16 protein-coding genes are annotated in these 26,978 nt (G+C 54.7%); 12 read left to right on the top strand and 4 right to left on the bottom strand.

Translation table 11 applies throughout. The features are described from left to right. Positions 1-26: 26 nt before the first annotated feature. From TH19_RS19000 to TH19_RS18985, 4 genes are all read left to right on the top strand, one after another. A complete protein-coding gene (locus TH19_RS19000; RefSeq protein ID WP_114103939.1) occupies positions 27-4,862 on the top strand; it encodes an NAD-glutamate dehydrogenase in 4,836 nt (1,611 codons plus the stop codon). Between the two features lie 291 nt (positions 4,863-5,153). Beyond that, positions 5,154-5,768 carry a TetR/AcrR family transcriptional regulator gene (locus tag TH19_RS18995; protein WP_114103938.1) on the top strand — a complete coding sequence of 205 codons (615 nt, stop codon included), beginning with the start codon at positions 5,154-5,156 and terminating at the stop codon, positions 5,766-5,768. 163 nt (positions 5,769-5,931) lie between these two features. Next, the gene (locus tag TH19_RS18990; protein WP_114103937.1) at positions 5,932-7,095 is read left to right on the top strand and encodes an efflux RND transporter periplasmic adaptor subunit; all 1,164 of its coding nucleotides are present in this window, start codon (positions 5,932-5,934) and stop codon (positions 7,093-7,095) included. Positions 7,096-7,132: 37 nt separating this feature from the next. Continuing rightward, a complete protein-coding gene (locus tag TH19_RS18985; RefSeq protein WP_114103936.1) occupies positions 7,133-10,312 on the top strand; it encodes an efflux RND transporter permease subunit in 3,180 nt (1,059 codons plus the stop codon). 71 nt (positions 10,313-10,383) lie between these two features. Here the strand turns inward: TH19_RS18985 and TH19_RS18980 are convergent, their stop codons facing one another. Beyond that, positions 10,384-11,028: a hypothetical protein gene (locus TH19_RS18980; protein ID WP_114103935.1), complete on the bottom strand. Its 645-nt coding sequence runs from the start codon at positions 11,026-11,028 to the stop codon at positions 10,384-10,386. Positions 11,029-11,324: 296 nt separating this feature from the next. Between TH19_RS18980 and htpX the strand changes: the two genes are divergently transcribed. Next, positions 11,325-12,302 (top strand): zinc metalloprotease HtpX, encoded by a 978-nt coding sequence (htpX, locus tag TH19_RS18975; protein ID WP_114103934.1) that lies wholly within the window; start codon positions 11,325-11,327, stop codon positions 12,300-12,302. Between the two features lie 201 nt (positions 12,303-12,503). After that, entirely contained in the window at positions 12,504-14,102 is a 1,599-nt protein-coding gene (locus TH19_RS18970; RefSeq protein WP_114103933.1) for a hypothetical protein, read from the top strand. Positions 14,103-14,260: 158 nt separating this feature from the next. Here TH19_RS18970 and TH19_RS18965 read toward each other — a convergent pair whose 3' ends face one another. Further along, on the bottom strand, positions 14,261-14,980 hold the full coding sequence (locus TH19_RS18965) for a Bax inhibitor-1/YccA family protein (protein ID WP_114103932.1): 720 nt from the start codon (positions 14,978-14,980) through the stop codon (positions 14,261-14,263). 238 nt (positions 14,981-15,218) lie between these two features. Here TH19_RS18965 and TH19_RS18960 point away from each other — a divergent pair, with 238 nt between their 5' ends. Further along, a complete protein-coding gene (locus TH19_RS18960) occupies positions 15,219-16,697 on the top strand; it encodes a hypothetical protein (RefSeq protein WP_258548044.1) in 1,479 nt (492 codons plus the stop codon). A gap of 138 nt (positions 16,698-16,835) precedes the next feature. Beyond that, positions 16,836-18,452, top strand: coding sequence for an acyl-CoA synthetase (locus TH19_RS18955; protein WP_114103931.1), 1,617 nt, complete (start codon positions 16,836-16,838; stop codon positions 18,450-18,452). A 119-nt stretch (positions 18,453-18,571) separates the two neighbouring features. Here the strand turns inward: TH19_RS18955 and TH19_RS18950 are convergent, their stop codons facing one another. Continuing rightward, positions 18,572-21,130, bottom strand: a complete 2,559-nt coding sequence (locus tag TH19_RS18950; RefSeq protein ID WP_258548043.1) for an ABC transporter permease — start codon at positions 21,128-21,130, stop codon at positions 18,572-18,574. Beyond that, the gene (locus TH19_RS18945; RefSeq protein ID WP_114103929.1) at positions 21,127-21,873 is read right to left on the bottom strand and encodes an ABC transporter ATP-binding protein; all 747 of its coding nucleotides are present in this window, start codon (positions 21,871-21,873) and stop codon (positions 21,127-21,129) included. Before TH19_RS18945 ends, TH19_RS18950 begins: the two co-directional genes overlap by 4 nt. Before the next feature lie 168 nt (positions 21,874-22,041). Between TH19_RS18945 and TH19_RS18940 the strand changes: the two genes are divergently transcribed. From TH19_RS18940 to TH19_RS18925, 4 genes are all read left to right on the top strand, one after another. Further along, positions 22,042-22,749, top strand: coding sequence for an arylesterase (locus TH19_RS18940; RefSeq protein ID WP_114103928.1), 708 nt, complete (start codon positions 22,042-22,044; stop codon positions 22,747-22,749). 1,028 nt (positions 22,750-23,777) lie between these two features. Continuing rightward, a complete protein-coding gene (locus tag TH19_RS18935; RefSeq protein ID WP_114103927.1) occupies positions 23,778-24,482 on the top strand; it encodes a J domain-containing protein in 705 nt (234 codons plus the stop codon). Between the two features lie 160 nt (positions 24,483-24,642). After that, on the top strand, positions 24,643-25,761 hold the full coding sequence (locus TH19_RS18930) for an FIST signal transduction protein (RefSeq protein ID WP_114103926.1): 1,119 nt from the start codon (positions 24,643-24,645) through the stop codon (positions 25,759-25,761). Between the two features lie 171 nt (positions 25,762-25,932). Next, positions 25,933-26,973, top strand: a complete 1,041-nt coding sequence (locus TH19_RS18925; RefSeq protein ID WP_114103954.1) for an NADP(H)-dependent aldo-keto reductase — start codon at positions 25,933-25,935, stop codon at positions 26,971-26,973. The last annotated feature ends 5 nt before the right edge of the window (positions 26,974-26,978 follow it).

Here is a 26,978-nt window from a genome sequence, read left to right as displayed (position 1 = left end):
AGAACCGAGAAAAAGGGAAATTGGACATGAAAGCCCGAAAGGACGACCCGAAACGGGAAGTCATCGACAAGGTTGTCGAACAAATCCAGCAACGCATAAAAGGCAAAACGGCGAAGGATGCAGAAGCATTCGTTCGCCTTTTTTATAAGGATGTTCCGCCAGACGACATGGCGGGTCGATCAGTCGACTCGCTTTATGGCGCGGCGTTGACGCTTTATAAATTCGCGCAAAAGCGCCCGACGGCCGATGCCGCCAAAATCCGGGTCTATAACCCCGATCTTGAAGAACACGGCTGGAAATCAGATCACACGGTGATCGAAATCAGCAATACCGACATGCCGTTCCTGGTCGATTCCGTTACATCGGCCCTGCATGAACTTGATCTGACTGTGCATCTGGTGATCCATCCGATCATGCGGATTGCCCGTGATGACAGTGGCGAACTTCTGGCTGTGGCCGGGGTCGAGGAATCCGAAGATCCGCGTGAATCGGTAATGCATGTCGAGATCGACGAACAGACCGATCAGGCCGTTCTGACCAAAATTCATGACCGGTTGGAAAATGCCCTGACCGATGTGGCATTGGCTGTTCGTGACTGGCAGCCGATGCTCAAAAAGGTTTCCGAGGTTCTTGACGAAATTGGCGAAACCACAGGCGGGGTTGCCGATGAAGACCGCCGGGAAGTCAAAGATTTCCTCGGCTGGCTGCATAACGATCACTTCACCTTCCTTGGTTATCGCGAATACAGCTTCAAATCCAATGGCAAGAAATCGGCAGTCGATGTCGAGGTCAAAAACCAGCTTGGCATTCTGTCGCGTGAAGGCACCCACGTTTTTGACGAGTTGCGCCAGATCGGCAATCTGTCATCCGAAGTGCAGGATTTCGTCACCAGCCCCAATCTTTTGATGGTGACCAAGGCCAACAAACAATCCACGGTCCACCGTCCGGTGCATCTTGATACCATTGTCGTCAAACAGTTCGACGCCAAGGGCAAGGTCATCGGACAGCACCTGTTTGTCGGTCTGTTTACCTCGGTTGCCTATAACCTCAGCCCGCGCCTTATTCCGCTTCTGCGCATGAAACTTGCCGAAACCGTGAAGCGCGCCGGTTTCCCGCCTGCCAGCCACGATGGCAAGGCGCTGGTCAATATCCTTGAAACCTTCCCGCGCGATGAGTTGTTCCAGGTTGAACTTGATGACCTGTATCACATCTGCATGGGCATCCTGCATCTGCAGGAACGTCAGCGCATCGCCCTGTTTGTCCGCCGCGATGCGTTTGAACGCTTTGTTTCCTGTCAGCTGTTCTGCCCGCGTGACCGCTTCTCGACCAAGCTGCGCTTCAAGTTCCAGAAGGTCATCGAAGATGCCTTTGAAGGCAAGGTCACCGCGCATTACACCCTGATCGGTGACAGCCCGCTTGCGCGTTTGCATTTGCTGGTCAAAACCAATCCGGGCGAACTGCCGGAATATGACGTTACCGATATCGAACGTCAGCTGGTCGAAGTCGCCCGCGACTGGACCGATACGCTGCGCCAGGTTCTTGTCCGTGAAATGGGCGAAGAACGCGGTCTGGCCCTGTATCGTCGCTATGGCGAAGGTTTCTCAAGCGATTATCGCGAACGGTTCACGGTCGAAAGTGCGGCCCTTGATATCGAACGCATCGAAGATGTGATCAAGGCCAATGACCTGCGGGTGAACCTGTATCGCCCAATCGAGGCGGCTGAAAACGAACTGCGCTTCAAGATTTATAATCCGGGTGCGCCGGTTCCGCTGTCTGATGTCCTGCCCATGCTGGAAAATATGGGTCTTAAGGTCATTACCGAGAACCCGTTCACCGTCCGCCCGCGTGATGTGGAAACCAATGTCCGTATCCATGATTTCGGCGTGGTGGTTGATGGTGAATTCAATCTGCATGACGTGCGTGACAAGTTCCAGGAACTGTTTGTGCGCATGTGGCATGGCGAAGTGGAAAACGATGCCTTTAACCGTCTGGTTCTTCTGGGTGGTTTGCACTGGCGCGAAGTCGTTATCCTGCGGGCCTATGCCCGATATACCCGTCAGATGGGTTCTGCCTTCTCGCAGAATTACATGGCGCGCACCCTTGCCAATAACCCGGCACTGGCATCGGCGATTGTGTCACTGTTTATCGCCAAGTTTGACCCGGATCGTGATCCGGGCCTTGCCGCCGAGGTGGATGTCATCGAAGGTGACATCATTTCGCGCCTCGAAGATGTGATGAACCCGGATGAAGACCGCATCTTGCGGGCCTTCCTTAATCTGGTGCAGTCTACTTTGCGCACCAACTTCTTCCAGTACGGAGCGGATGGAAATCCCAAACCGTATCTGTCGGTCAAATTCAATTCCGGCATGGTTGAAGATTTGCCATTGCCGCGTCCGTGGCGTGAAATCTTTGTTTATTCCCCGCGGGTCGAGGCTGTCCATCTGCGTGGTGGTCCGGTCGCACGCGGCGGTATCCGCTGGTCCGACCGTCAGGAAGATTTCCGTACCGAAATCCTTGGTCTGGTCAAAGCCCAGATGGTCAAAAACGCCGTCATCGTGCCGGTTGGCTCCAAGGGTGGTTTTGTCGTCAAACGTCCGCCGACCGATGGTTCGCGCGAGGCATTCCTTGAAGAAGGCATTGCCTGCTACAAAACCCTGATGAGCGGGATGCTCGATATCACCGACAATATTGTTGGTGGCGATATCATTCCGCCTGAACGCGTCCGCCGTCTTGATGACGATGATCCCTATCTGGTCGTTGCTGCCGATAAGGGCACGGCGACGTTCTCCGATATCGCCAATGGTGTGGCCCGTGATTATGGCTTCTGGCTTGACGATGCCTTCGCATCGGGCGGGTCGCAGGGTTACGACCACAAGAAAATGGGTATTACCGCCCGTGGCGCGTGGGAGTCGGTCAAACGTCACTTCCGCGAAATGGGCAAGGATATCCAGACCACGCCATTCACCGTTGCCGGTGTGGGTGACATGTCCGGTGACGTGTTTGGCAATGGCATGTTGTTGTCCGAACAGATCAAACTGGTCGCGGCCTTCAACCATATGCACATTTTTGTCGATCCGGACCCGGATATGGCAAAAAGCTTTGCTGAACGCAAACGTCTGTTTGATATGCCGCGTTCAAGCTGGGCGGACTATGACAAAAAGCTTCTGTCCAAAGGCGGCGAGATTTTTGATCGCAAGGCCAAAACTCTTGATCCGTCGCCCGAGGTTCGCAAACTTCTGGGCCTTGATAGCGGCAAGGTAACCCCGGCTGATATGATGAAGGCGATCCTGAAATCCGATGTCGAACTGCTGTGGTTCGGCGGGATCGGGACCTATATCAAATCAAGCCATGAAACGAATGCCGATGCCGGTGACCGTGCAAATGATGCCATCCGCATCAATGGTCGCGAAGTCCGTGCCAAGGTGGTGGGCGAGGGTGCAAACCTTGGTGCGACCCAGCGTGGTCGTATTGAATACGCCCATGCCGGTGGTCGTTTGAACACCGATGCGATTGATAATGCCGCGGGCGTGAACTGCTCGGACCACGAGGTCAATATCAAGATCCTGGTGGGCGAAGTGGTTGCCGCCGGCGACATGACGGAAAAACAGCGGAACAAGCTTCTGGTCGAAATGACCGACGAAGTTGGTGATCTGGTCCTTCGCGACAACTATCTGCAAAGTCAGGCAATTTCCAACGCCCATGCGGCAAGTGCGGATCTGCTGGATGCGCAGGTGCGTTTGATCCGGATGCTGGAACGCGAAGGTCGTCTGAACCGGGAAATCGAATATCTTCCCGATGACGAGGAACTTGCACGTCGTGCCAATGGACATGAAGGTCTGACCCGTCCCGAAGTTTCGGTTCTGATGCCTTATGCCAAACTTTGGCTGTATGACGAGGTCCTGGAATCCGATCTTCCTGATGATCCGATCCTGGTCGAAGAACTGGTACGTTACTTCCCGACACCGCTTCGCAAGAAATATGCGGATGCGATTTCGGGCCATCGTCTGAAACGTGAAATCATTGCCACGGTGGCGACCAACAGTCTGGTCAACCGTGTGGGTGGTACATTCGTTCACGACATGATGGAGGCCACCGGTCTTTCGGCCGTTGATGTTTCGCGTGGTTATCTGATCACCCGTGCGGTGTTTGGTCTGCGTGAATTGTGGTCGGGGATCGAGGCGCTTGATAACGTGGTGCTGGCCAAATTGCAGACCAGCATGTTCCGCGACATCAACCGCATGGTCAATGATGTGACCCAATGGTTCCTGCGCAATTGCGAGGAACTTAATGTCGGTGCCAAGATCGAGATGTTCCGTCCGGCAGTATCCAAGGTGATTTCGGCCTTTGATGAAATCGTTCCCGAGGATGCCGGTTTCCGAACGGCCCTTGATCAGAAAACCCAATCCCTGACCGCACAGGGCGTTCCCGAAGAACTCGCACGTCGCATTGCATCTGTTGCCCAGATGGTTGCGATTTGTGATGTGGTCCGGATCGCCGAGGCAACCGGGCGGGATGTGATCGAAGTCGCGTCGACCTATTTCGCGGTTGGAACCCGCTTCCAGCTTGGTTTGATGCGGGCAGCTGCCGAGTCCATCGAAGCCGAAACCCATTGGCAGAAACTGGCCCGTGCAGCGGTGATTGACGACCTGTTCGGTCATCAGCGCGAACTGACCCGTGCGGTTCTTGCAGATGGCAAAACGGGAAGCACCGGTTCGGAGCTTGTGGATACCTGGGTCGATGCCCACCAGAAGGGCTGTGCGCGTTGTGATGAACTGATCAATGAATTGCGGGCCGCCGGCCAGATTGATCTTTCAATGATCACCGTGGCCAACCGCCAGATCAGGGCGCTGACCGGGGCATAAGTTCCGATCAGACACGTTTGATTTCACGACAAGGAGGGCGCGCTTTGCGCCCTCTTTTGTTTTGCCGGGGGTGGGATGATGGTTTGATCCGGGATTTCGGTTGTAAAATACCGACTTGATGGCAGCTATGAGCTGTATGCATGTTTCCACTTAAATCTTTGAAAACGGGAACATTCCTGTCATTCTCCTGCCATGATTGCATGATGATATTGCGATGTGCCGGGTGGGATTCCTTGAAAAATACCAACCGGTACGTATATGTGATACATAATCAATATACAGGTCAAAGCCATGAGGAACGCCGAAGATACCCGCACCAAGCTGCTCGAAACAGCGGTCGAGCTTCTGTCTGCGCGCAGCTACCATGACATTGGTGTCAGTGATGTCTGCAAACATGCCGGGGTCACAAAAGGCGCGTTTTATCACCACTTTGACAGCAAGGCGGCCTTGTTTGCCACGGCGGCACGCCATCACTGGGAAAAGGGCAAGGACGAGCTTCGTGCCATCTTTTCCCCGGAAAACTCCCCGGTGGAACAGCTTAATCTGTATATCGATCTGGTCTGCGACAAACAGAAAAGGAATGCCGTTCCCGGCGAAAGCGAAGTCTGTGTTTGTCCGATCTTTGCCGCAGGCAGCCAGGTTGGCCCGGAAGACGTGGAAATTCAGCAATGTTCACAGGAACTGGCTGACGAGCAGATCAAATATCTTGCCTCGATGATCCGTGGCCTTAAGGGCGAAGGCATGCTGGATGAAGATGGTGACGTCACCACCTTGTCCCGCCTTGTTTTCCAGTATGTCCACGGATTGCTGACCTATGGCAAGGTTTTTAATGATATGGATACTGTTCGGTCTGACCTTCGCGAAGGCATCTGCCGAATCCTTAATTTGCAATGTAAATTCAGGTAGTTAACTTATATTTATGTCAGTAGATGTCTGCTGATGCGACAAGAAAAATCAAAAATTTTGTCACTTTTTTGCCTTCTTCCCCTTGCAAACAAACCGATCGGTATGCATCTAGGTTCCAAACGGGCCGCGTGTGTGCGGCGCAACCCATTTGGAAGACCTCAAAATGCAGTCTCGATCAAAACGTAAAATTTTGCTGCCGGTTGCCGCCTTGGCGCTGGTTGCTGCTGCCGGTGGATATGGTCTGCATATCTCTGGCTCATCTGCCGACGAAGTGGCGGTTCAGTCTGCCCCGATGGCAACACCCGTGACGGTTTCTGGCGTCAAGAACAGCTCGGTTCGGCTTTGGAACAACTTTTCCGGTCGTCTGAGTGCGGTCGAAGAAGTTCAACTGCGTCCGCAAGTCAGTGGCGCGATTGTCGAAATCCGCTTTGAAGACGGTCAACTTGTCCAGAAGGACGATGTTCTGGCCGTGATTGATCCGCGCAGCTATCAGGCAACCGTGAACGAGGCACGCGCCGAACTGGCCGCCGCCGAACAGAATCTGTCGCTGGCGGCCAAGGAAAAGGCCCGTGCGGAAAAGCTGGTTTCAAACGGCACCGTGTCCAAGCGCGTCTATGATGAACGCCTGAACGCCCATCGTGTGGCGCAAAGTCAGGTTACCCGTGCCACGGCCAATCTTGAACTGGCCGAGATCGAACTTGATCATGCCTTTGTCAAAGCCCCGATCAGCGGGCGTGTCAGCCGGGTTGAACTGACCGTGGGTAACCAGGTCAATGCCGGGGCAAATGCGCCGGTTCTGACCACGATTGTCTCGACCGGGCAGATTTATGCCGATTTCGATCTGGACGAGCAGACCTTCTTTGCCAGCATCGGCGACAGCGGCAAGATCGACGAAGCCGCGCGCACCATCCCGGTCAATATGACCCTGTCAAACGGGCGTCAGGTGTCGGGTTTCGTGCATAGTTTCGACAACCGGATTGATGCCCGTACCGGCACCATCCGTACCCGTGCGCTGTTTGACAATCTTGACGGCAACCTTCTGCCGGGCACCTTCGCTGCCCTTCAGGTCGGAACCCTTGCCAAGCAGGATGTGATCACGATTTCCCCCGAAGCCATCAGCACCGATCAGGACCGCAAGTTCGTCTATGTCGTCGAACCGGACAATACGGTTGCCTATCGCCAGGTCACACTGGGTGCTGAAATCAACGGGATGCGTATTGTGACCTCCGGGCTGAACGAAGGGGACCTTGTGATCGTCAATGGCATCATGAAGGTCCGCCCGGGAATGCCGGTCGCCCCCGAAATTCTGCAAGCCGCCGCATCCTGACGGGTGCGAGACGGATCTCCAAGCAAGGCTGATTTCCATGCAGAACCTATCGAGATTTTTTGTCGACCGCCCGATCTTTGCCGGCGTTTTGTCGGTCCTGATGTTGCTGGCCGGTCTGATCGCGATGTGGCGCTTGCCGATTTCGGAATATCCCGAAGTCGTGCCGCCTTCCATCGTGGTCGAAGCCAAGTTTCCCGGCGCTAACCCTGCCGAGATTGCCGAAACTGTTGCATCCCCCCTTGAAGAACAGATCAACGGGGTTGAAGGGATGCTTTATGTCAACTCGCTGGCCACCACGGACGGCAACCTGTCGCTGACCGTGACCTTTGAAATTGGCACTGATCCCGATCTGGCCCAGCAAAAGGTCCAGAACCGCGTATCACAGGCCGAACCGCGTCTGCCCGATATCGTGCGTCAGCTTGGTGTGACCGTTTCCAAACGGTCCCCTGATCTGACGATGGTCGTGCATTTGCGTTCGCCCAATGAACGCTATGACATGCTTTATCTGCGCAACTACGCGACGCTTAATGTCCGTGACCGTCTGGCACGTATCAGTGGCGTCGGGCAGGTTGGCCTCTTCGGATCGGGCGATTATGCCATGCGTGTCTGGCTCAACCCCGACAAGGTTGCCGAACGCAACCTGACCGCGGGCGAGGTGGTCGCAGCCATTCAAAGCCAGAACGTACAGGTCGCAGCAGGCATCATCGGTGGTGCGCCCTATGACAGTGGCGTGCAGTTCCAGTTGCCGATCAATATCAGTGGCCGTCTGGAATCCCCCGAAGAATTTCAGAACATCATCATTAAACGTGAAGATGATGGTACGATCACGCGCCTTGGCGATGTCGCCCGTGTCGAAATGGAAGCCCAGCAATATGCGCTGCGTTCCCTGCTTGATAACAAACCGGCCGTCGCCATTCCGATCTTTGCATCACCGGGTTCGAACGCGCTTGATATTTCAAGCAATGTGCGTGCGACCATGGAAGAGCTTAAGCAAAACTTCCCCGATGATCTCGATTACTCGATTGTTTATGACCCGACCGTGTTTGTGCGCGGCTCGATCAAATCGGTGATCAAGACCCTGTTGGAAGCCATCGCCCTTGTGGTGATCGTGGTGACGATCTTCCTGCAAACATGGCGGGCATCAATCATTCCGTTGCTTGCCGTGCCGGTATCTATCATCGGGACCTTTGCCCTGATGCTGTTGATGGGCTTCTCGATCAACGTGCTGTCACTGTTCGGATTGATCCTGGCAATCGGGATCGTGGTCGATGACGCGATTGTTGTGGTCGAAAACGTTGAACGTAACATCGAACGGGGTCTTTCGCCGCGCGATGCAACGGTTGCGGCCATGCGCGAAGTAACCGGCCCGATCATCGCAACCTCGCTTGTGATCACCGGTGTGTTTGTGCCGATTGCCTTTATTTCCGGCCTGACCGGCCAGTTCTATCAGCAATTTGCCCTGACCATCGCTATTGCGACGATCATTTCAACCATCAACTCCCTGACGCTCAGCCCGGCTTTGTCGGCGGTTCTCCTGCGCGGTCATGATGCGCCGAAAGACTGGCTAACGCGCGGAATGGACTTTGTTTTTGGCTGGTTCTTCCGGGGCTTTAACCGCTTCTTTAACCGCAGCACGGAAATGTATGCCGGCGGGGTTAAACGCCTGCTGGGTGTCAAGGCCATCATGATGGTGCTTTATGCCGGGTTGCTGGTTCTGACCTGGCAGGGCTTCCAGATATTGCCCACGGGCTTTGTTCCCCTTCAGGACAAGCAGTATCTGGTCAGTTTTGCCCAGCTTCCGCAGGGCGCGACACTGGATCGTACCGAAGACGTCATTCGTGAAATGTCTGATATCGCGCTTAAGGAACCCGGTGTTGAAAGTGCCGTGGCCTTCCCGGGGCTTTCGATCAACGGCTTTGTGAACAGTTCAAGTGCCGGCATTGTGTTTGTCACGCTGACCGACTTTGACGAACGCAAAAGCGATGATCTGTCGGGCCTTGCCATTGCCGGCAAGCTGCAACAGAAATTCGCAGCCATTGGCGAGGCCTTTGTTGCCATCTTCCCGGCACCCCCGGTTCAGGGGCTTGGTACAGTCGGTGGCTTCAAGCTTCAGGTACAGGATCGCTCTGATCAGGGCTATCGCGCCCTTGATGATGCTATGAAACAAGTCCTTGCCAAGGCATGGGCAGCCCCGGAACTGACCGGCGTGTTTTCAAGCTATAACATCAATGTCCCGCAGCTTCAGGCGACCCTTGATCGTACCAAGGTTCAGCAGCTTGGCGTGCCGGTTGATGAAATCTTCCGGACCATGCAGGTCTATCTGGGCTCGATGTATGTCAACGACTTCAACGCCTTTGGCCGCACCTATCAGGTGATCGCGCAGGCCGACAAGCCATATCGTTCAAGCCCCGAAGACATCCTGCGTCTGCAAACACGCAACGCGGATGGGGATATGGTGCCGCTTGGTTCTGTTCTTTCCGTTTCCGAAACATTCGGGCCGGATACAGCGATGCGCTATAACGCGTTTCGTTCGGCAGACCTGAATGGCAACGCCGCACCGGGCTATTCCAGTGGCGAGGCACAGGCTGCGATCACCAAGATCTTGGAAGAAACATTGCCGCCCGGCATGTCCTATGAATGGACGGAACTGACCTATCAGCAGATTCTGGCGGGCAATACGGCGATCTTTATCTTCCCGATCTGTATCCTTCTGGTGTTCCTGGTTCTGGCTGCTCAATATGAAAGCCTGACCATACCACTGGCGGTGATCCTGATCGTCCCGATGAGCATCCTTTCGGCGGTATTTGGTGTCTATCTGTTTGGTGGGGACAACAACATCTTCACCCAGATCAGTCTGTTCGTGCTGGCAGGTCTGGCATCAAAGAACGCCATCCTGATTGTCGAGTTCGCCCGCGAACTTGAACATCAGGGACGCGGCACCGTTCAGGCCGCAATCGAGGCTAGCCGTCTGCGTCTGCGCCCGATCCTTATGACATCTTTGGCCTTCATCATGGGCGTCGTGCCGCTGGTTCTGTCCAGTGGTGCCGGTGCCGAGATGCGTCACGCGATTGGTATTGCCGTGTTCTCGGGGATGCTGGGCGTGACGATATTTGGCCTGATCCTGACCCCGGTCTTTTATGTCCTTGTACGCATGATTGGCCGGCGCAACGAAGTTCGTTCACTTGATGGGGCTGACGCACACCAGCCTGCGGAGTAACCGACATCGTTGCAGAAACAGCCGGACCGTCTTTTTCCCCCGACCCCGCCGGTCCGGCTGTTTTACCTATCCTACCGCGCCTCAAGTCTCATCGTGCGTATATCGAGAAATGCCTGGGTATCAATCAAGGCCAGTGGTCCCTGCCAGGTGCCCGCCTGTGCCGGAGATGGCGCATTCCAGTCAATCTCGCGCAGGGGTGGCATGTTGTCTTCGGACGGCCAGCGATCCCCGCCAAACAGTTCCTCGCGGTAATCTGCCAGTGTGCCAAGTGTTCCGGCCGAACTGTCCTTAACCGTCAATCGGTCACCATATTCGCGACGTAATGCAAACTCGATGCGGTTTTCTACATATCGGGTTAACTGATCCCCGGAATATCCAAGATCCTCGCCATCGCTTTGTGCATAGCGATACTCCATGGCGTAGTTCATGCCATTGGACACATTGACGTTGTTCTCGCCAAACACTGCGACCAGTTCATCATCAAGATAATAGGCGCGTGTGATCTGTGCCTCAGCGTTATCATCAAGCCAACTGTTTAGCTGACTTTCAGCATTGGCTTGATAGGTCTCGAATTCTTCCTTGCGCTTGGTTTGAATGGCTTTCCATTCATCAAGCGAAAACTTCGTGCTGTATTCACCGGTTTGTGGATCAATCGGTCTGGGCATGGTCAGATAGCGCGCGCCGACGATGGACATTTTCCCTTGAAACTCGACCATATGACACCTCCTTCAATGATCTTTAAATTGTACATGCAATTAAAAGACCACTAATAGGTGTGTTGCTTGGATCCATTTGATATCTGGGGTATTTGCTCTGTGATGTCGGTCACGCAGGTAAAAAAGCCATAATCATTTCGCTTGTTCAAAGGGTTGGCGGGAATAATCTTCCCACACCAATGAATAAGTTTTCGATGCGGTGGCAAAGAAGCAGAACAAGTTTGCCGGGTGCTTGCCATTGGCAAACTTTGCCTTATCTGTCGTTCGGAAGGTTTGTCGAAAAAGGGTGTTCGACCATGAACTATGTGCGTACAGGTTTGTTGCTTGCGGGTTTGACTGCACTGTTTGGTGCTGTCGGCATGATGATTGGCGGCCAGCAGGGCATGATCATTGCGCTTTTGTTTGCGGCTGCAATGAATGTGTTCGCCTACTGGAATTCCGATGCCATGTTGCTTCGGATGCGCGGTGCGCGTCAGGTTGATGAACGGACTGCGCCGGAACTGGTGGCAATGGTGCGCGATCTGTCGCGCAATGCCGAAATTCCGATGCCCAAGGTCTATATCATCGAAAACCCGCAGCCCAATGCCTTTGCCACGGGGCGCAATCCGGAAAATGCGGCGGTGGCGGCTACCACCGGCTTGCTCAAACTTCTGGATCGTAACGAGATCGCGGGTGTGATGGCCCATGAACTGGCCCATGTCAAAAACCGTGACACTTTGACCATGACCATCACCGCGACCATTGCCGGGGCGATTTCGGCCCTCGCCAATTTTGCGATGTTTGCCGGTATGTTTGGTGGCAATCGCAGCGAAAACAACAATCCGCTGGGCGGGATCGGCATGATCCTGATTGCCATTTTGGCGCCGATGGGGGCGATGATCGTGCAAATGGCGATTTCACGGACCCGCGAATATGACGCGGATCGTATCGGGGCCGAAATCTGCGGCCATCCGATGTGGCTGGCCAGTGCCCTGGCCAAGCTTGACAAGGGTGTTCACGCCATCCCGAACATGGAAGCCGAACGCAATCCGGCAACCGCACATATGTATATCGCCAATCCGCTGTCGGGTAAGGGCGTGGACAATCTGTTTTCGACCCATCCGAATATGGCGAACCGCATTGCCCGGCTTCAGGCCATGGCAAATGGCGGTGGACAGCCCCGTGAAATGACGTCACAGCCGCAGCCGTCGAAGAAAGGTCCGTGGGGGGCAGGTGCGCCGACCCGTCAGGCCCCGGCATCACCGCGCCGTACCCGCAACCGCCCCTGGAATTAGGGGAAGGCCGGACCTTTGGTTCTTTGATCTATGTGGCCCATATCTGAGGGGGATTTGATCTATACTTGGGTATGATGAATGGGCTCGGCTGTAGGATTGACCAACTGTGTCAACCCGATGACAATGGTCGTCAAAGAATTGCGCATACCAAAAAGGTTCTGACACGAAGCCGCATCTGGCCAGGTCAGAACAAGGATAAAAATGGCTGGGTTCTGGTCAATGGTTGGCCTGGTAATCAAATCACTGATTACCGGCAACGATACTTCAGGGGATCTATCGGAACCTGCGCATGAAGGCGCGCAGGATGATGAACCCATATGCCTGTACGCCATTGCACGGTTTGATCGCCCGGATACCTCCGGTCAGGGTGGTTTCGGGGCCTCGGACCCAGTCGTGGAAAAAGTATCGCGCAGTCTGCTTGATATCCCCGAAAGCCAGTCCGTCCTGCTTGATCAACTTTTTGCGCCCAATCCGGACGCGGTTGATGACTATCAGGCAATGCGCGAAGCCCAGCTCAATGTTCTCAATATGGGGCACCGGGTTGATGCTGATGCGGTGTTCTGGGGGCGGAAAAATGCTGTGGGCGGATTTGACCTGCATCTGGTCAGTGATGCATTGGCCTCGTCGCTTTATGATTTGATGTTACCGCTGACCCATTCTTTCCGGGCGGTGGACCATCCCGATATTGCCCAATTCCTCAAGATATTGCTCGCCGCCCAGCTGGTGTTCAAATCACGTGGCGGCGAACAGCGATTGCTTCAGATTGCCCGGCTGGCAACCCATCTCGAAGATATTCAGGAACGGGTCAATCGTGGTGAATATTTCGAAATGGCAGGGCCGGGGGCGGCAACTGCTTATGCGTTCGGGGTGTTTGTCCTGACCGAAACCGGTGACCGGACCTATTGCGCAAGTGCCCTTCGTGTCCTTGAGCCCCATATCCGCAAAATTCTTGGTGATGCTGGGGAACCTGTCAGTGAACCGGTCAAGACCAAACCCCGCGCATCTTCCGGGCTTCTGGGTGAGGCCGTGCCTCAAAAGGATGAAGCTTCAAAGGAACTGACGACCGAGGATCTGGTTGGACTGGTCAGTGATTTTTCCAGGATTGATGCAAAATCAACAGCGCTGCTTGCGCTGTATGCCGGACTGGTGAACTGGTCTCTGGTGGCCAATATGAAGGCGCGCTCGGCCACCCTTGCCATAAGCATCTGGAAGATGCTGGAACGGCGTTTCGAATTGTCGATGGGGTCTCCGGTCGACCGGGCCTTGGCGATTTGCAAAATGGCAGAGGCCATGGTGGCCTGTGGCAAGGAAACCGAAAATGCCAAACTGATTGATAGCGGGGCGTCGCAATATCGCCGGGCCCTTGCCATGGTCAATAATCGGGCCCATGCGCCGCTTTATGCCATTACGGCTTATGGTCTTGCCGAATCCATTGTTGCTGCTGCGATTGTCAATGATGTCACCATTCCTGATACCCAGGTCGTGCCGGTCTTTCAGGCCGCGCTAAAAATCTGTGCGCGGCGCGATCATCCCTATATCTGGGGACGTACGATGTTTGCATTGGCCACGGTTTATCTGACCAATGGCACGGTCCATAAGGATACTGAGATGCTCTCGAATGCCAGAATGGGTTTCTCGCAAGCTTACGAGGCCTTTATGGATGCCGGAGCCAAGGGGGCGGCGCGTGTGGCTTCGGGTGGGCATACCCGTTCGGAAAACATCCTGTCGCAGTTGGGACATCGCAAGGCCATTATCGACGCAACCGGCGGCGAGGGTGCCGAAAAGGCCGATGCGTCCTGATCGGGATGACATCAAACCGATCCGGTGTGAACCCATCTGGTTTTGCGATCCCGGATGCAGAAATTCTCTTTGAAACCGATCCCAAAAAGAAACCCCCGCAACGATTGCTGCGGGGGTTTTGACTGCGACTGCCCGGGGGGCAGTAGACAACCACACTTCTATTCGCGATTACCGAAGAAGTGCAGAAGCATGATGAACAGGTTCACGAAATCGAGATAAAGCTGCAACGCGCCGAACAGGGCTTTTTTGCCTGCGGTGGTTGCGTCATCATGCTCGTGATACGCTTCCTTGATGCGCTGGGTGTCGTATGCGGTCAGGCCGGTGAAGATCAGTACACCAGCAGCCGAAATAACGAACTGCAACATGCTGCTGCCAAGGAAGATGTTGACCACGCTGGCAATGATGATGCCGATCAGGCCCATGAACAGGAAGCTGCCCCAACCCGACAGGTCCTTCTTGGTGGTGTAGCCATAAAGGCTCATTGCACCAAAGGTACCAGCTGTGATGAAGAAGGTCCGTGCGATCGATTCACCGGTGTAAACCAGGAAGATCGAAGCAAGGGACAAGCCCATCAGACCGGCATAGACCCAGAAAGTCGCCTGTGCTGCGCCGAAACTCATTTTATGAATACGTGCGCTCAGGAAGAAGACAAGCCCGATCGGGGCCAGCATGACAATCCAGTGCAGTCCGGTGCCGAAAATAGCCTGCATCAGGGTCGGGCTGGTCGACACAGCCATTGCCACGATACCGGTCAAGGCAAGTGCGGATGCCATGTAGTTATAGACACGCAGCATATAGGCGCGGAGACCTTCATCGATCTCGGCCGCCGACCGGCCAACCGAGACGTCATAGCCGCGTTGACGCGTTTCAAAAGCCATTGAAATCCCTCTTTGATCCAATTGTGGGCAGAATCATTTATACAATTCTGCGATGGTCAAAATATGGCAGGATTTCCGGGAAAAGCAACGGTTTGGCAGAACCGGCAACCGACAGGGCGGTTATTATGTGATCTTGTTCACCCTGCTTCTGACAGGATTGTTACTCTCCACAATTAGGACAGATTGGCCAAACCGGTTTATGATCATCCTCCGATAAGGATCAGGGACGCAAACAGGCATGTCAAACGCCACCAACGCCGCCAGCCCCATGTCAGTGATGCTTGGTCTTGCAATTTTGCTGCTGTCCATGCCCTTTGGCGCGCACGCACAAAACGCGGCACTTTCGGCCAATCCGGCACGCGGTGAAATCCCGGTCTTTGTCGAAGATTACGATACTGCCGAATTTTGTTCGGACGGATCGGACGCCGGGCCATGCACTGTTGCACCGGTCGATGTGCCGGAATTTGATGCCAATTTCATCTATCGTTTTCTGGCTTATCACGCCCAGCGCCCGTTTGACCGTTTTTCATGGCAGGCTTTTACATCCCTGATGGCGCCGCTTGATGAACCGGAGAAACCCGCCTTGTGGCAAAGCTTCCCGACCCAGCGTGATCTGTTTTCCGAGGTCGGCTATCCCAACCCGGCCTGCGCCGATGATTTGCCTGACGGATATCTGCTGCTGGCAAGCTATCTGCAAACAACCGGGGATATTCTGGTCGATCAGGCAGGCAATTTTGTTCTCTATGAAACCCGGATCAATCCGGTTGCCACCAGTTACATCCGGGAAAACGGCCTGGATACCAGGGCCGGGCGAACGGCATTCGCCAACTCGGGCAAACCAATTGCATTTCCATTGGGGCAGGTATCCCCAACGGATCGTGTCATTGAAAAGACGGATGAGGGCGCGGAAAACGCTATTCCCCCCGCCGGTCCCGGTGACATGGGGGCACAATTGTTGAAATTCGCTTGGCGGATTTTGCCCGACGATGCCGCTGCTGCTCCGTCGGTCCCGCACGGCTATTATACCCGACCAGCCCGGATCTCGCTGGGGGCGGATCAGACTCTTGATGGTAGGCCTGCCTGTCTGGATGTGACCGTTGGTCTGGTCGGGATGCACCTGGTGCAACGGGTAACCAGTGGCAATGGTGATCGCTGGGTCTGGTCAAGTTTCGAGCATATCGACAATGTGCCACTGGCCGCCAATGCCCGCCGTCCCAACAGTATCATCACTGACACCCCCTTTGCCGAAGGATGCCTTGCCCCTGCCAGCAAGACCAGCGAAGGATTGCCGGTTTATGCATTTTACGGCGGCAAGACCGGCAAAGGACATGTTGCAAATGACCCGACTCCGGGTGATCTGAAATGGGCGGATCGGCAACCCTTTGCCCGTGATCCATCCGGGAAACCGGTTGTTTCCCCTGATATTGTGCGCTGTTGGCGGCTGTTTTCCGGGACTGCCGAAGCCAACTTTGTCTGGCAACGCAAACTCGACGGGACGGTTTGGCAAAACTACATGCTGCTTGGCACCCAATGGATCGGCAATCCCGGCGGGGCGACATTCGGTGTCGGGGAAGTGCCGCGTTATTTGACCAACAGTGTGCTTGAAAGTTTCATGCAACATCAATCGGATGCGACCTGTTTGGGGTGTCACAGCCGTGCACTGACGGATGCCGGACAACCGTCAAATTTCACCTTCTTGCTGAACCCGCCTTCCTGATCATACGCATGTGAAATATCCGCTGGTCAGAGAAAAGGACTGATGCAGTTCTTCCAATTTTGGAAATTTGCCACTAGCATGTCGCCAATATTTGCCGCAGCCAAAAACAAATAACAGCGGTAGATTCAGGGAGGAAATATGCTGACCAGTCGTGATGACTACGCGACGGTATGTTCGGATTTTGTCTGGGATGTGCCGACTCATTTCAATATCGGTGTCGATGTTTGTGACAAATGGGCTGATGACCCGGATCGTCTGGCATTGATGCATCGCAGGCGCGACGGGTCGCGCCGTGATTACACCTTTGCCCAGTTCAAACGTCTGTCAAACCGCTTTGCCAATGTGATGCGTCGTCATGGCATCCGGCGCGGGGACCGGGTGGGCATTCTGTTGCCGCAAAGCCCCGAAACCGCAATTGCCCATATTGCGACCTATAAAATGGGCGGGATTGCTGTGCCGCTCTTTGCCCTGTTCGGGGTCGATGCGCTGGAATACCGGTTGGGCAACTGTGCGGCCAAGGCGCTTGTCACCGATAAGGAAGGGGCGGCGAAAATTGCCGAAATCCGGGACCTGCTTCCCGCGCTTGAATATGTCTATGTGATTGATGGGGCGCCGGATGGTTGTTTTGATTTCAAGGCGCTCTCGGCCGAGGCCAGCGACGATTTCGATGTTGTCAAAACCCGTGCCGATGAACCGGCCCTGATCATTTATACATCGGGCACCACCGGTCAGCCCAAAGGTGCCCTTCATGCGCATCGGGTTTTGCTGGGCCATTTGCCCGGTGTTGAAATGTCGCACGATTTCTTTCCGCAAGACGGCGATGTGATGTGGACGCCTGCCGACTGGGCCTGGATCGGCGGATTGCTTGATGTGCTGCTGCCGGCCTGGCATCACGGGGTTCCGGTCGTTGCCCACCGGTTTGAAAAATTCACCCCCGAGGCGGCCTTTGGCCTGATCGCCGAATATGGCGTGCGCAATACCTTCCTGCCGCCAACCGCGTTAAAGATGATGCGGGCGGCTGGCGATGAGGTGGCGCAAAAATTCAACTGCAATGTGCGATCTATTGCAAGTGGTGGTGAAACGCTTGGTGCGGAACTTCTTGATTGGGGGCGTCGGGTATTTGATGTCACGATCAATGAGTTTTACGGCCAAACCGAATGCAACATGGTTGTCAGTTCCTGCCAGTCGATCATGGCGCCCAAACCCGGCGTCATGGGGCGCCCGGCACCGGGCCATAATGTGGCGGTGATTGATTTGGGCGGGAAAGTTCTGGCACCTGGTGAAATGGGACGGATTGCCGTGCGTGCGCCCGATCCGGTCATGTTCCTTGAATATTGGCGTAATCCCGAAGCAACCCGCGACAAGTTTGTCGGTGAATGGCTTTTGACCGGTGACATGGGCTGTGTCGATGCCGATGGCTATATCCGCTTTGTCGGGCGTGATGATGATGTGATCAGTTCGGCGGGCTATCGCATCGGCCCGGGCGAAATTGAAGATTGCCTGATTGCCCATCCGGCCATTCGCATGGCGGGGGTGATTGGCAAGCCCGATGATCAGCGTGGCCAGATCGTAAAGGCCTTTGTTGTGCTTGCCGACGGTTATGACCAGTCGCCCGCGCTCGAAAGCGAGATCAAGGAATTTGTCAAAACCCGCCTTGCAGCCCACGAATATCCACGTGAAATTGCGTTTCTTGATCAATTGCCGATGACAACCACCGGCAAGGTCGTGCGTCGGGCCTTGCGTGATATTGCCTGAACCGGTTTATTTGACCGGGTGACGTTTTCCGGTTTGATATCGAAATGATTTTAAAATGCAAACAGGGCCGATCACATCTGATCGGCCCTGTTTTGATAGATGCTGTTTGATGCTGCGGGCTATTCGTTTCGCAGCAACGGTGCGGCCGGAACGCGCAGGGCCTGCCATGTGCCGACAAAACCGGCGGCAAGGGTGGCAAACAATCCGATGCCAATCGGACCAAGAATGGTCATGGGCAACAGAACCCAGTTGGCCCCCATCACCAGAACCAGTACCGACCAAGCGGCAACTGATCCGACGATTGCGGCAATGAGCCCGGTGGCAAGGCCAAGAATCCCGTATTCCAGCGCATAGGCATAAAGGATATTGGCCCGCGTCGCACCAAGGGTCTTAAGCACCACGGCATCATAGATCCGCTTGCGCCGTCCGGCGGCGACTGCCCCGGCAAGGACAAGCACACCGGCGACAATTGCAATCATGCTGGTGGCATTAAGCGCGGTCCCGATCCCGGCCAGAATGGCATTGGCGGCTTCCAGTGCCTCGCGCACGCGGATCGCCGACACATTGGGGAAGTCCAGACCGATCAGACGATCCACCGGTTCTTCCATTTCACGTGGCATATGGGCTGTTGCGATCAGGCTATAGGGGGCCTTGTCGATCAGACCCGGTGAAAACACCATCGCGAAATTCATGCGCAGGCTTTGCCATTCCACTTCGCGCCAGTTGGCAATCTCGGCGGTAATGTCTCGGCCAAGGATATTGACCGTGATGGTATCGCCCGGTTCAAGCGCAAAGGCATTACCGATATCGGCACTGATCGAAACCAGCGGCTTGGACGCATCTTCATAATCGGCTGGCCACCATTCACCGCGCACCAGCTTGGTTTCAGGGGGCGGGGTGGCGGCAAAGGTAAGTCCGCGATCCCCGCGCAGGAACCAGCGATCATCCCCTGGGCCGACATCATTGGCATCAACCCCGTCAATGGCCGTGACACGCCCGCGCAGCATCGGTGTTTGTTCGATATCCGAAACATCTTTCTGGGCCAGAAGCTCGGACCGGAACTGATCAATCTGATCGGGACGAATATCAAGGAAGAAGAATGCCGGGGCGGATTCCGGCAGGTTCTCGTTGATCTCGTTATCAAGATTGCCCTCGATCCCGGAAATCGTCACCAGAAGGGTCAGACCAAGCCCAAGCGAAAGCGCCACCGGAACCGTACTTGCGCCCGGACGATGCAGGTTGGCAAGTGCAAGGCGCGAAAAGGCATCCCGTCCGGTGATAAACCGTTTCGAAAGGGATACAATCCCCCGTCCGGCATAGGTGAAAATCACCACAGCGGCGGCCGATCCGGCAATAAAGCCAACGGCAATCGCCTGATCCGTTGCCGTCAAAACCGTCAGAATCAGCAAAAGAACAAGCGGCGCACCGATATAGGGCAGGTCGCGTTTACGTACCGGACTTCCGTTAAACAGCCCGGCACTGGCCCGGAACAATCGTGCTGCGGGGATTTCACGTGCGCGCAACAGCGACGGCAGGGCAAAGACCAATGTGGTCAGAACCCCGAAGCTGGTTGCAATGATCAGGGATGGCAATGCCGGTCCAAGGGTCACATCAATCGGCAACCGCCCGGCCAGAAGCGGGGCAACAACCGCTGGCGTGACTGCCCCGATCAAAAGCCCGATGCCAATCCCTATCAGGGCAAGCACAAGGATTTGCAGGAAGTAAATCCGCAAGACCAGACCATGCGACGCCCCGATGGATTTCAGGGTGGCGATAACGGATGTTTTGCTTTCGATATGGCTGCGTACCGCATTGGCAACCCCGATGCCACCAACCAGAAGGGCCGACAGGCCGACAAGGGTCAGAAACAGGGTCAAACGTTCAATGAAACGACGCAATCCCGGATTGGCGTTTGCTGTGTCGCGAATGCGCCATCCTGCATCTTCGAACCGGTCTTCAAGCCGTTCGCGAAACGCGGTTGGTGTTTCATTATCGTTCAGATCCAATGCGTAATAATACTGGATCAGGCTTCCGGGCTGCACCAGTCCGGTATCGGGCAGGGCAGCCTTGGCAATCATCAGGCGCGGGCCAAAATTGAAAAAGCCGACAGCCTTGTCAGGCTCCTTGGCAATCACACCCCGGATTTGCACATCGATATCGCCAAGTTTGACAGTATCGCCGATCGCGATGTTAAGGCGTTCCAGAAGCCCGGCCTCGGTCACTGCCCCCCAGATGCCGTCCTTCTGATCAAGGATGCCGTCAAAGGGAATGCCGCCTTCAATCTCCATCTCGCCAAACAGCGGATAAAGGTCATCAACCGCCTTCAACTCGACCAGACGGCGTTGATCCGGCCCATAGGCAGTGGTGCGCATGGTGGCCAGTTGACCAAGGCGTTCGCTGTTATTTTCCAGCCATTCAAGCTGTTCGCTTGTCGCTTCGAGATGGGTCAGGCGCAGTTCAACATCGCCGCCCAAAAGCTTGCGCCCGTCACGCTCCAGCGCCGAAAGAACGGACTCCGAAACGTTTCCAACTGCGGCAATCGCCCCGACACCCAGTGCAAGGCAGGCCAGAAAAATGCGAAATCCCGAAAGACCACCCCGCAGTTCCCGACGGCAAACCCGCCAGGCAATCGACCAAAGGCGGTCATCGCTTGGGGATAAAGACTGATCCATGCTCATGACTGCGATTCCAGCTGCGAAACGATTTCACCATCACGAAGCATCACTGTGCGGTCGCACCGCTCGGCAAGGCCCGGATCATGGGTGATCAGAAGCAGTGTGGAGCCACGGCGTTTGGTCAGATCAAACAGCAATTCAATAATCGTTTCACCGGTCGCACCATCAAGGTTGCCGGTCGGCTCATCGGCCAGCAAAAGCTCCGGATCGGTGGCAAGCGCACGGGCAAGGGCGACACGCTGTTGTTCGCCGCCGGACAATTGGCCGGGATAATGATCGGTACGATGGCCAAGCCCGACCAGTTCAAGTTCGGCGCGGGCCTTTTCAAAGGCATCCTTGCGTCCGGCGAACTCCATCGGAAGTGCAACGTTTTCAAGCGCACTCATGGTCGGGATCAGATGGAAGTCCTGAAATACAATGCCGACATGGTGGCGGCGATAAAGTGCCAGGCCGTCTTCATCAAGGGCGCGCAGATCATTGCCACAGACATTGACGACCCCTTCCTGCGCTTGTTCCAATCCCGCAATAACCATCAAAAGTGATGTTTTGCCCGACCCGGACGGGCCGACCAGACTGACCCGTTCCCCGGCATTCAGTGACAGATCAACACCCTTAAGAATCTCGACAATGCCGGCCGGACCTTGCAGGCGCAGCTTAAGGTTCCGGACATCAATTGTCTGTTTGGGTTTCTCGCCCGCGGAAATATCTGTTTGTTCCGGGATCGTGGTGGTTTCGGTCACACTCATATCGGGTCCAATCGGGCTTGTCCGTTGCAAGATCAACAAAGCAGGTTACATAAGCTTACGGATCAGGACGTTTCTGGTTCAAACTTCTAGCGGTTTGAATGCGCTGTCGAAGGGTAACCGGTAGGTAACCACATCAGCAAGGTGACAGCTTACAAGGTGAGAATTGATATGAATTGGGCTTCCGGGCAAGGTCGCACTGTAATCGAGTTCACTGCTTTGCGGTTGCGCAAACGGCATTTCGCACCGGTTCTGTCGGCGATCCTGTTGGGGTTTGTCGCATTGTTCGGCGGGATTGCACCAGTTCAGGCCAAGGATGAAGCACCGCAAACCATTGTTTTGTTTGGGGATAGCTTGATGGCCGGATATGGCCTTTCCCATGATGATGGCTTCGCCCCGAAACTTGAAGCCGCCCTTAAGGACGCAGGGCATGATGTTCGGGTGATCAACAGTTCGGTGTCCGGTGATACTTCGGCGGCCGGGTTGGCCCGCCTTGACTGGGCGCTTGTCGACAAGCCTGATGCCGTCTTGCTTGAACTGGGGGCCAATGATGCCCTGCGCGGGGTCGAACCGTCCCAGACCCGCGATAATTTGGCACAGATCATTGAAAAGCTGCGGGCGCAGGATGTGGATATTCTTCTGGCCGGAATGATGGCGCCGCCCAATATGGGGGCGGCGTATGGCGATGAATTCAACAGCATCTATCCCGACCTTGCCGGGCGCTACGAGATTGATTTTTATCCGTTTTTCCTTGATGGCGTTGCGGCCGAGCCCACCCTTAATCAGGATGATGGAATGCATCCGAATGCCGACGGGGTCGGGGTAATTGTCGAACGTATTCTACCCAATGTAATCAACCTTCTTGATGACGCCTCCTGATCAATCACAATACCCCAAAGCCCTGTCATGCTTGCCGTGACAGGGCTTTTTTATACCCAAATGGCGTGTCGGTCGCGTGCCTGCGCCTCTGGATAATGTCAAATCGGCACATCAGGCGATTTTCGATCTGATCACGGATCGTCTTGATCGCAGATCAGGATGCTGTTCGCGGCTTTCACCATCTCCATTTTGCAGATGCTAAAAAATCGCAGTATTACAGGGTGTTATCAGGGCGTGTGGCGTCTTTCAAATTCTGAAATTACGCTGCTGGTGGCTAAAATTGGAGGTCCTCAGAAAATAAAACTGCATATGTAGATAGAAATTATCAACAACCCGAAACGAATAATTTGGTTGCGTGCCTGATCCGGTGAGAGACCAGGTGATTGTCTGAAAGTGTGTATTAAAACAATGGGTTAAAGTGATGTGTGGGCCGCTGAAAACAGGTAGAAAAACGGGTGAAAACGCCGTTTTTACCCTCTCAACAGCGGGGATGCTGTAAAATTAACATACCATTTACTTTCGGTTATGTTCCGATCTCTCCACATGTTAACTGCATATGTTGTTTTATGTGTTCCGATCTGAATTCCGAAACGGCAATTTCAGGCTCTTGACCTGAAACGTTGTTTTTGTCATGCCATGTTGAAACCGGTGATTCATACAAAGAAGCCAGTTGATTCAACGATTTAGGCAAAAATTGTTCTCTACCGATACCAGCGCCCTGTGGATAAGTTTGTTGAATAAGTTTTCGCCGAGTCGCCCCGCGGATTCATTGGGGATTCTGCAAGAATGGCGCAATATCAGGGACTTGAATCCTTTTTGTCGACTCCGGGATCACATTTCGAGTCGCTGTTTTTCCTGTGGATGAATCGGAAGCGATTCAAACTTGACTGCAAATGCAGTTGCAGAGGCCGGAATCGACAGATACACTTTTCCAAATCCGGGATCACAGCATCGCTGTTGTGATAGGTAACCCGCGAAAAGACCGCATTATTTTTAAATAAAATCAGTATCTTATCAAAGGGTCTGGCGTGTCCGCAGCAACTGGTGTCAAGCAATCCTATACCATCCCCTGTTCGTCGGTTTTCCGGGATGCTGTTTTGCAACTGGCCGAGCGCCGCGGTGTTAATGCCGCCGATCTGGCGCGTTCCGTCATGTTGATTGTGCCGGAAAAGGCTATTGAAGATTACGAAGATCCGGGCGATCCACCAAAAGGTGACCGCGAAACCATCGTTTTGAAATCCGGCCCCGCCGAAGGCCGTCCCTGGCGTCGCAAGCCGCGCCTGCAACTGCGCCTTCCGCCGGGATTTGCCATTGTGACAGTGCGTAAAGCATTGAAAATGGCCATTGATTTCGATGCGGGTTACGTGAAGATGCGGGTTGAAAAATCCCACGTTCTAGCCGCGGAACGGGCCGCCCTGGAAGAAGCCCGGGCGCTTAAAAAGCGACAGGCCGAACCGCCCGTCGAACTTTTGCAATCGCGCGAAGAACTCGAACGTCTGCGCCAGATTGTGGATAATCTGGCCTTTGATCCGCTTGATCGCGGTGTCACGACCTTTAACGAGGCCCTGCATGTAATGGGTTTTGCCCCCAATGCGCGCCCCGATATGCGCGCTGTTCGGGCCAAATATCGCGTTCTGGCGGCCATTCACCATCCTGACAGCAATTATGGCTCCCATCAGCGGATGACACAGTTGAATGCGGCGATGGATTTGCTGCGCAAACATATTTCCTGATGCCGGTCATGACATTTGCCAATGCATTGGCCTTGGCCCTTGTCGAAGACTTGGCCGAGTGCTTAGATAACAGAAAGTGCCGTGACCAATAAATCGGCATTTACGGGAGAAAACGGGCGCAAGACCCGGATCAACAGACCAGTCTAGATCGGGAGAATACATGACAGCGGAATTTCGGGCTGCACATGCCAGCGGGGAAAACTGGGCTTCTGTTGCCTCCGAACTGGCAGAGCTTTTGGAAAAAGAACCGCTACCTGATCAGGCGCTGGCTTTCCTGTATGTTTCCGAGGCATTGGCTGAAGATATCGGCAGTATCCTGACCTTCCTGCGATCCCGGCTTTCTGTTGAACACTGGATCGGCACATCGGGCGTTGGTGTGTGTGGATCGGGTCGGGCCTATTTCGGAGTGCCGGCGGCATCCGTGATGGTTGCCCCCTTTGCCAGTGATGAATTCCATATCTTTGAGCCGCTTAAAACCGATGCCGATCTCGATGCGCCGGAATTGCAAAAGGCGATTGATCGTCTGCAACCGATATTCGGTCTGGTGCATGGCGATCCGGGCGCACCGCAAAGTCTTGCGACCTTGTCCGAATTGGCGCGGATGGGCTCAACCTATCTTGTTGGCGGGATTGCTTCTGGCGAACGAAGCGCACCACAGATCGCCGATCGCGTTGTTGACGGCGGTCTTTCAGGCGTTTTGTTTGACGGCAAAACCACAGTACAGGTCGGCATCAGTCAGGCCTGCACGCCGGTCGGGCCGGTTCACCGCGTGACCGAGGGACGCGAAGGCATTGTTTCCACGCTTGATGATCGCCCGGCACTTGAGGTCCTGAAAGAAGAACTTGATGCCGATGGCAGTGAACATTCCATCGCATCGGGCCGTTATCATGCGGCCCTGATGGTGCCCGGCTCTGATACCGGCGATTTTGTTGTGCGTAATCTGATGGGGATTGATCCCAACAACAATATGATTGCCATAAGTGGCGATGTGCAGGCCGGTGATGCCATCCGCTTTGTCCGTCGTGACGGTGCGGCCGCCGAACAGGATTTGCGCCGTATGCTGGCGGAATTGCAAAAACGCCTGCCGGGCAAGCCGCGCGGCGCCCTTTATTGCAGCTGTGTCGCGCGCGGCCCGCATCTGTTTGGCACCGAAAGCCGTGAAATGATGATCATCCGCGACGAACTCGGTGATCTGCCCCTGACCGGTTTTTACGGCAATGGCGAAATTTGCAACGACCGTTTCTATGGCTATACCGGGGTTCTGACCCTGTTTATCTAGGCTTTGTTAGCGCTAACATCGTTTGAAACTGCGCGATAAATCCATGGCGGACGAAGATTTTTTATGTCGGGCGGTTTCATCGCGCGCGCCACGGGATATATTCATACCATTGTGAAAAGTCGCATCCCATCAGGAGCCGCTTGGCGTCGGGATGCAAAAGGGGATTGTTATATGGAATACCGTCGATTGGGACGTACTGACATTGATGTCAGTGTGATTTGCCTGGGCACGATGACCTGGGGCCAGCAGAATACGCAGGACGAAGCTTTCGAACAGCTTGATTACGCGACCGCCAATGAAGTCAATTTCATTGATACCGCCGAAATGTACCCGGTCCCGGCAATGGAAGAGACCTTTACCGCAACCGAAACCATCATCGGCAACTGGCTTGAAAAACGCGGTAAACGCGATGATCTGGTGATTGCTTCCAAGATTGTCGGTCCGGCTGAACGTTTTTCCTATGTTCGTAACGGGCCGCGTCTGACTCGTGCCCAAATCTTTGAGGCGATTGACGGGTCGCTTACCCGTCTGAAAACCGATTATCTCGATCTTTATCAGCTCCATTGGCCGGATCGTAACTCCAACTTCTTTGGCAAGCTGGGTTATGTCCATGACGCCGACGAAGATTTCACCCCGATCGAGGAAAGCCTCGAGGCCCTTGATGAACTGGTAAAGGCCGGCAAGGTTCGCCATATCGGTCTGTCGAACGAAAACCCGTGGGGACTGATGAAGTTCCTTGAACTGGCCGAGAAAAATGGCTGGCCGCGTGTGGTTTCGGTTCAAAACCCCTACAGCCTTCTGACCCGCCAATATGAAGTCGGCATGGCTGAATGTTCGATCCGCGAAGATGCCGGTCTTCTGGCCTATTCGCCGCTGGGTGGTGGTGCGCTTTCTGGCAAATATCTGGGCGGCGCCCGTCCCGAAGGAACCCGTGTTGCCAAATGGCCGCAATATTTCAGCCGCTATCAGACCGAAAACGGCATCAAATCGACCGAGGCCTATGTGAAACTGGCCAAGGATAACGGTCTTGATCCGTGCCAGATGGCGTTGGCTTATGTGAATTCGCGTCCGTTCCTGACCTCGAACATCATCGGCGCGACCAGCATGGAACAACTGAAAACCAATATCGGGTCGGCCAAGATCACGCTGTCGGACGATGTTCTGGCCGAGATCGAAGCAATCCATCAGAAATGGCCATTCCCGTGCCCGTAATCGGG

The organism is Thalassospira profundimaris (genome assembly GCF_003326675.1).
Classification (GTDB): Bacteria; Pseudomonadota; Alphaproteobacteria; order Rhodospirillales; family Thalassospiraceae; genus Thalassospira; species Thalassospira aquimaris.
The sequence above is the reverse complement of the archived record's forward strand: the minus strand, read 5'-3'. Positions and strand labels throughout refer to the sequence as shown.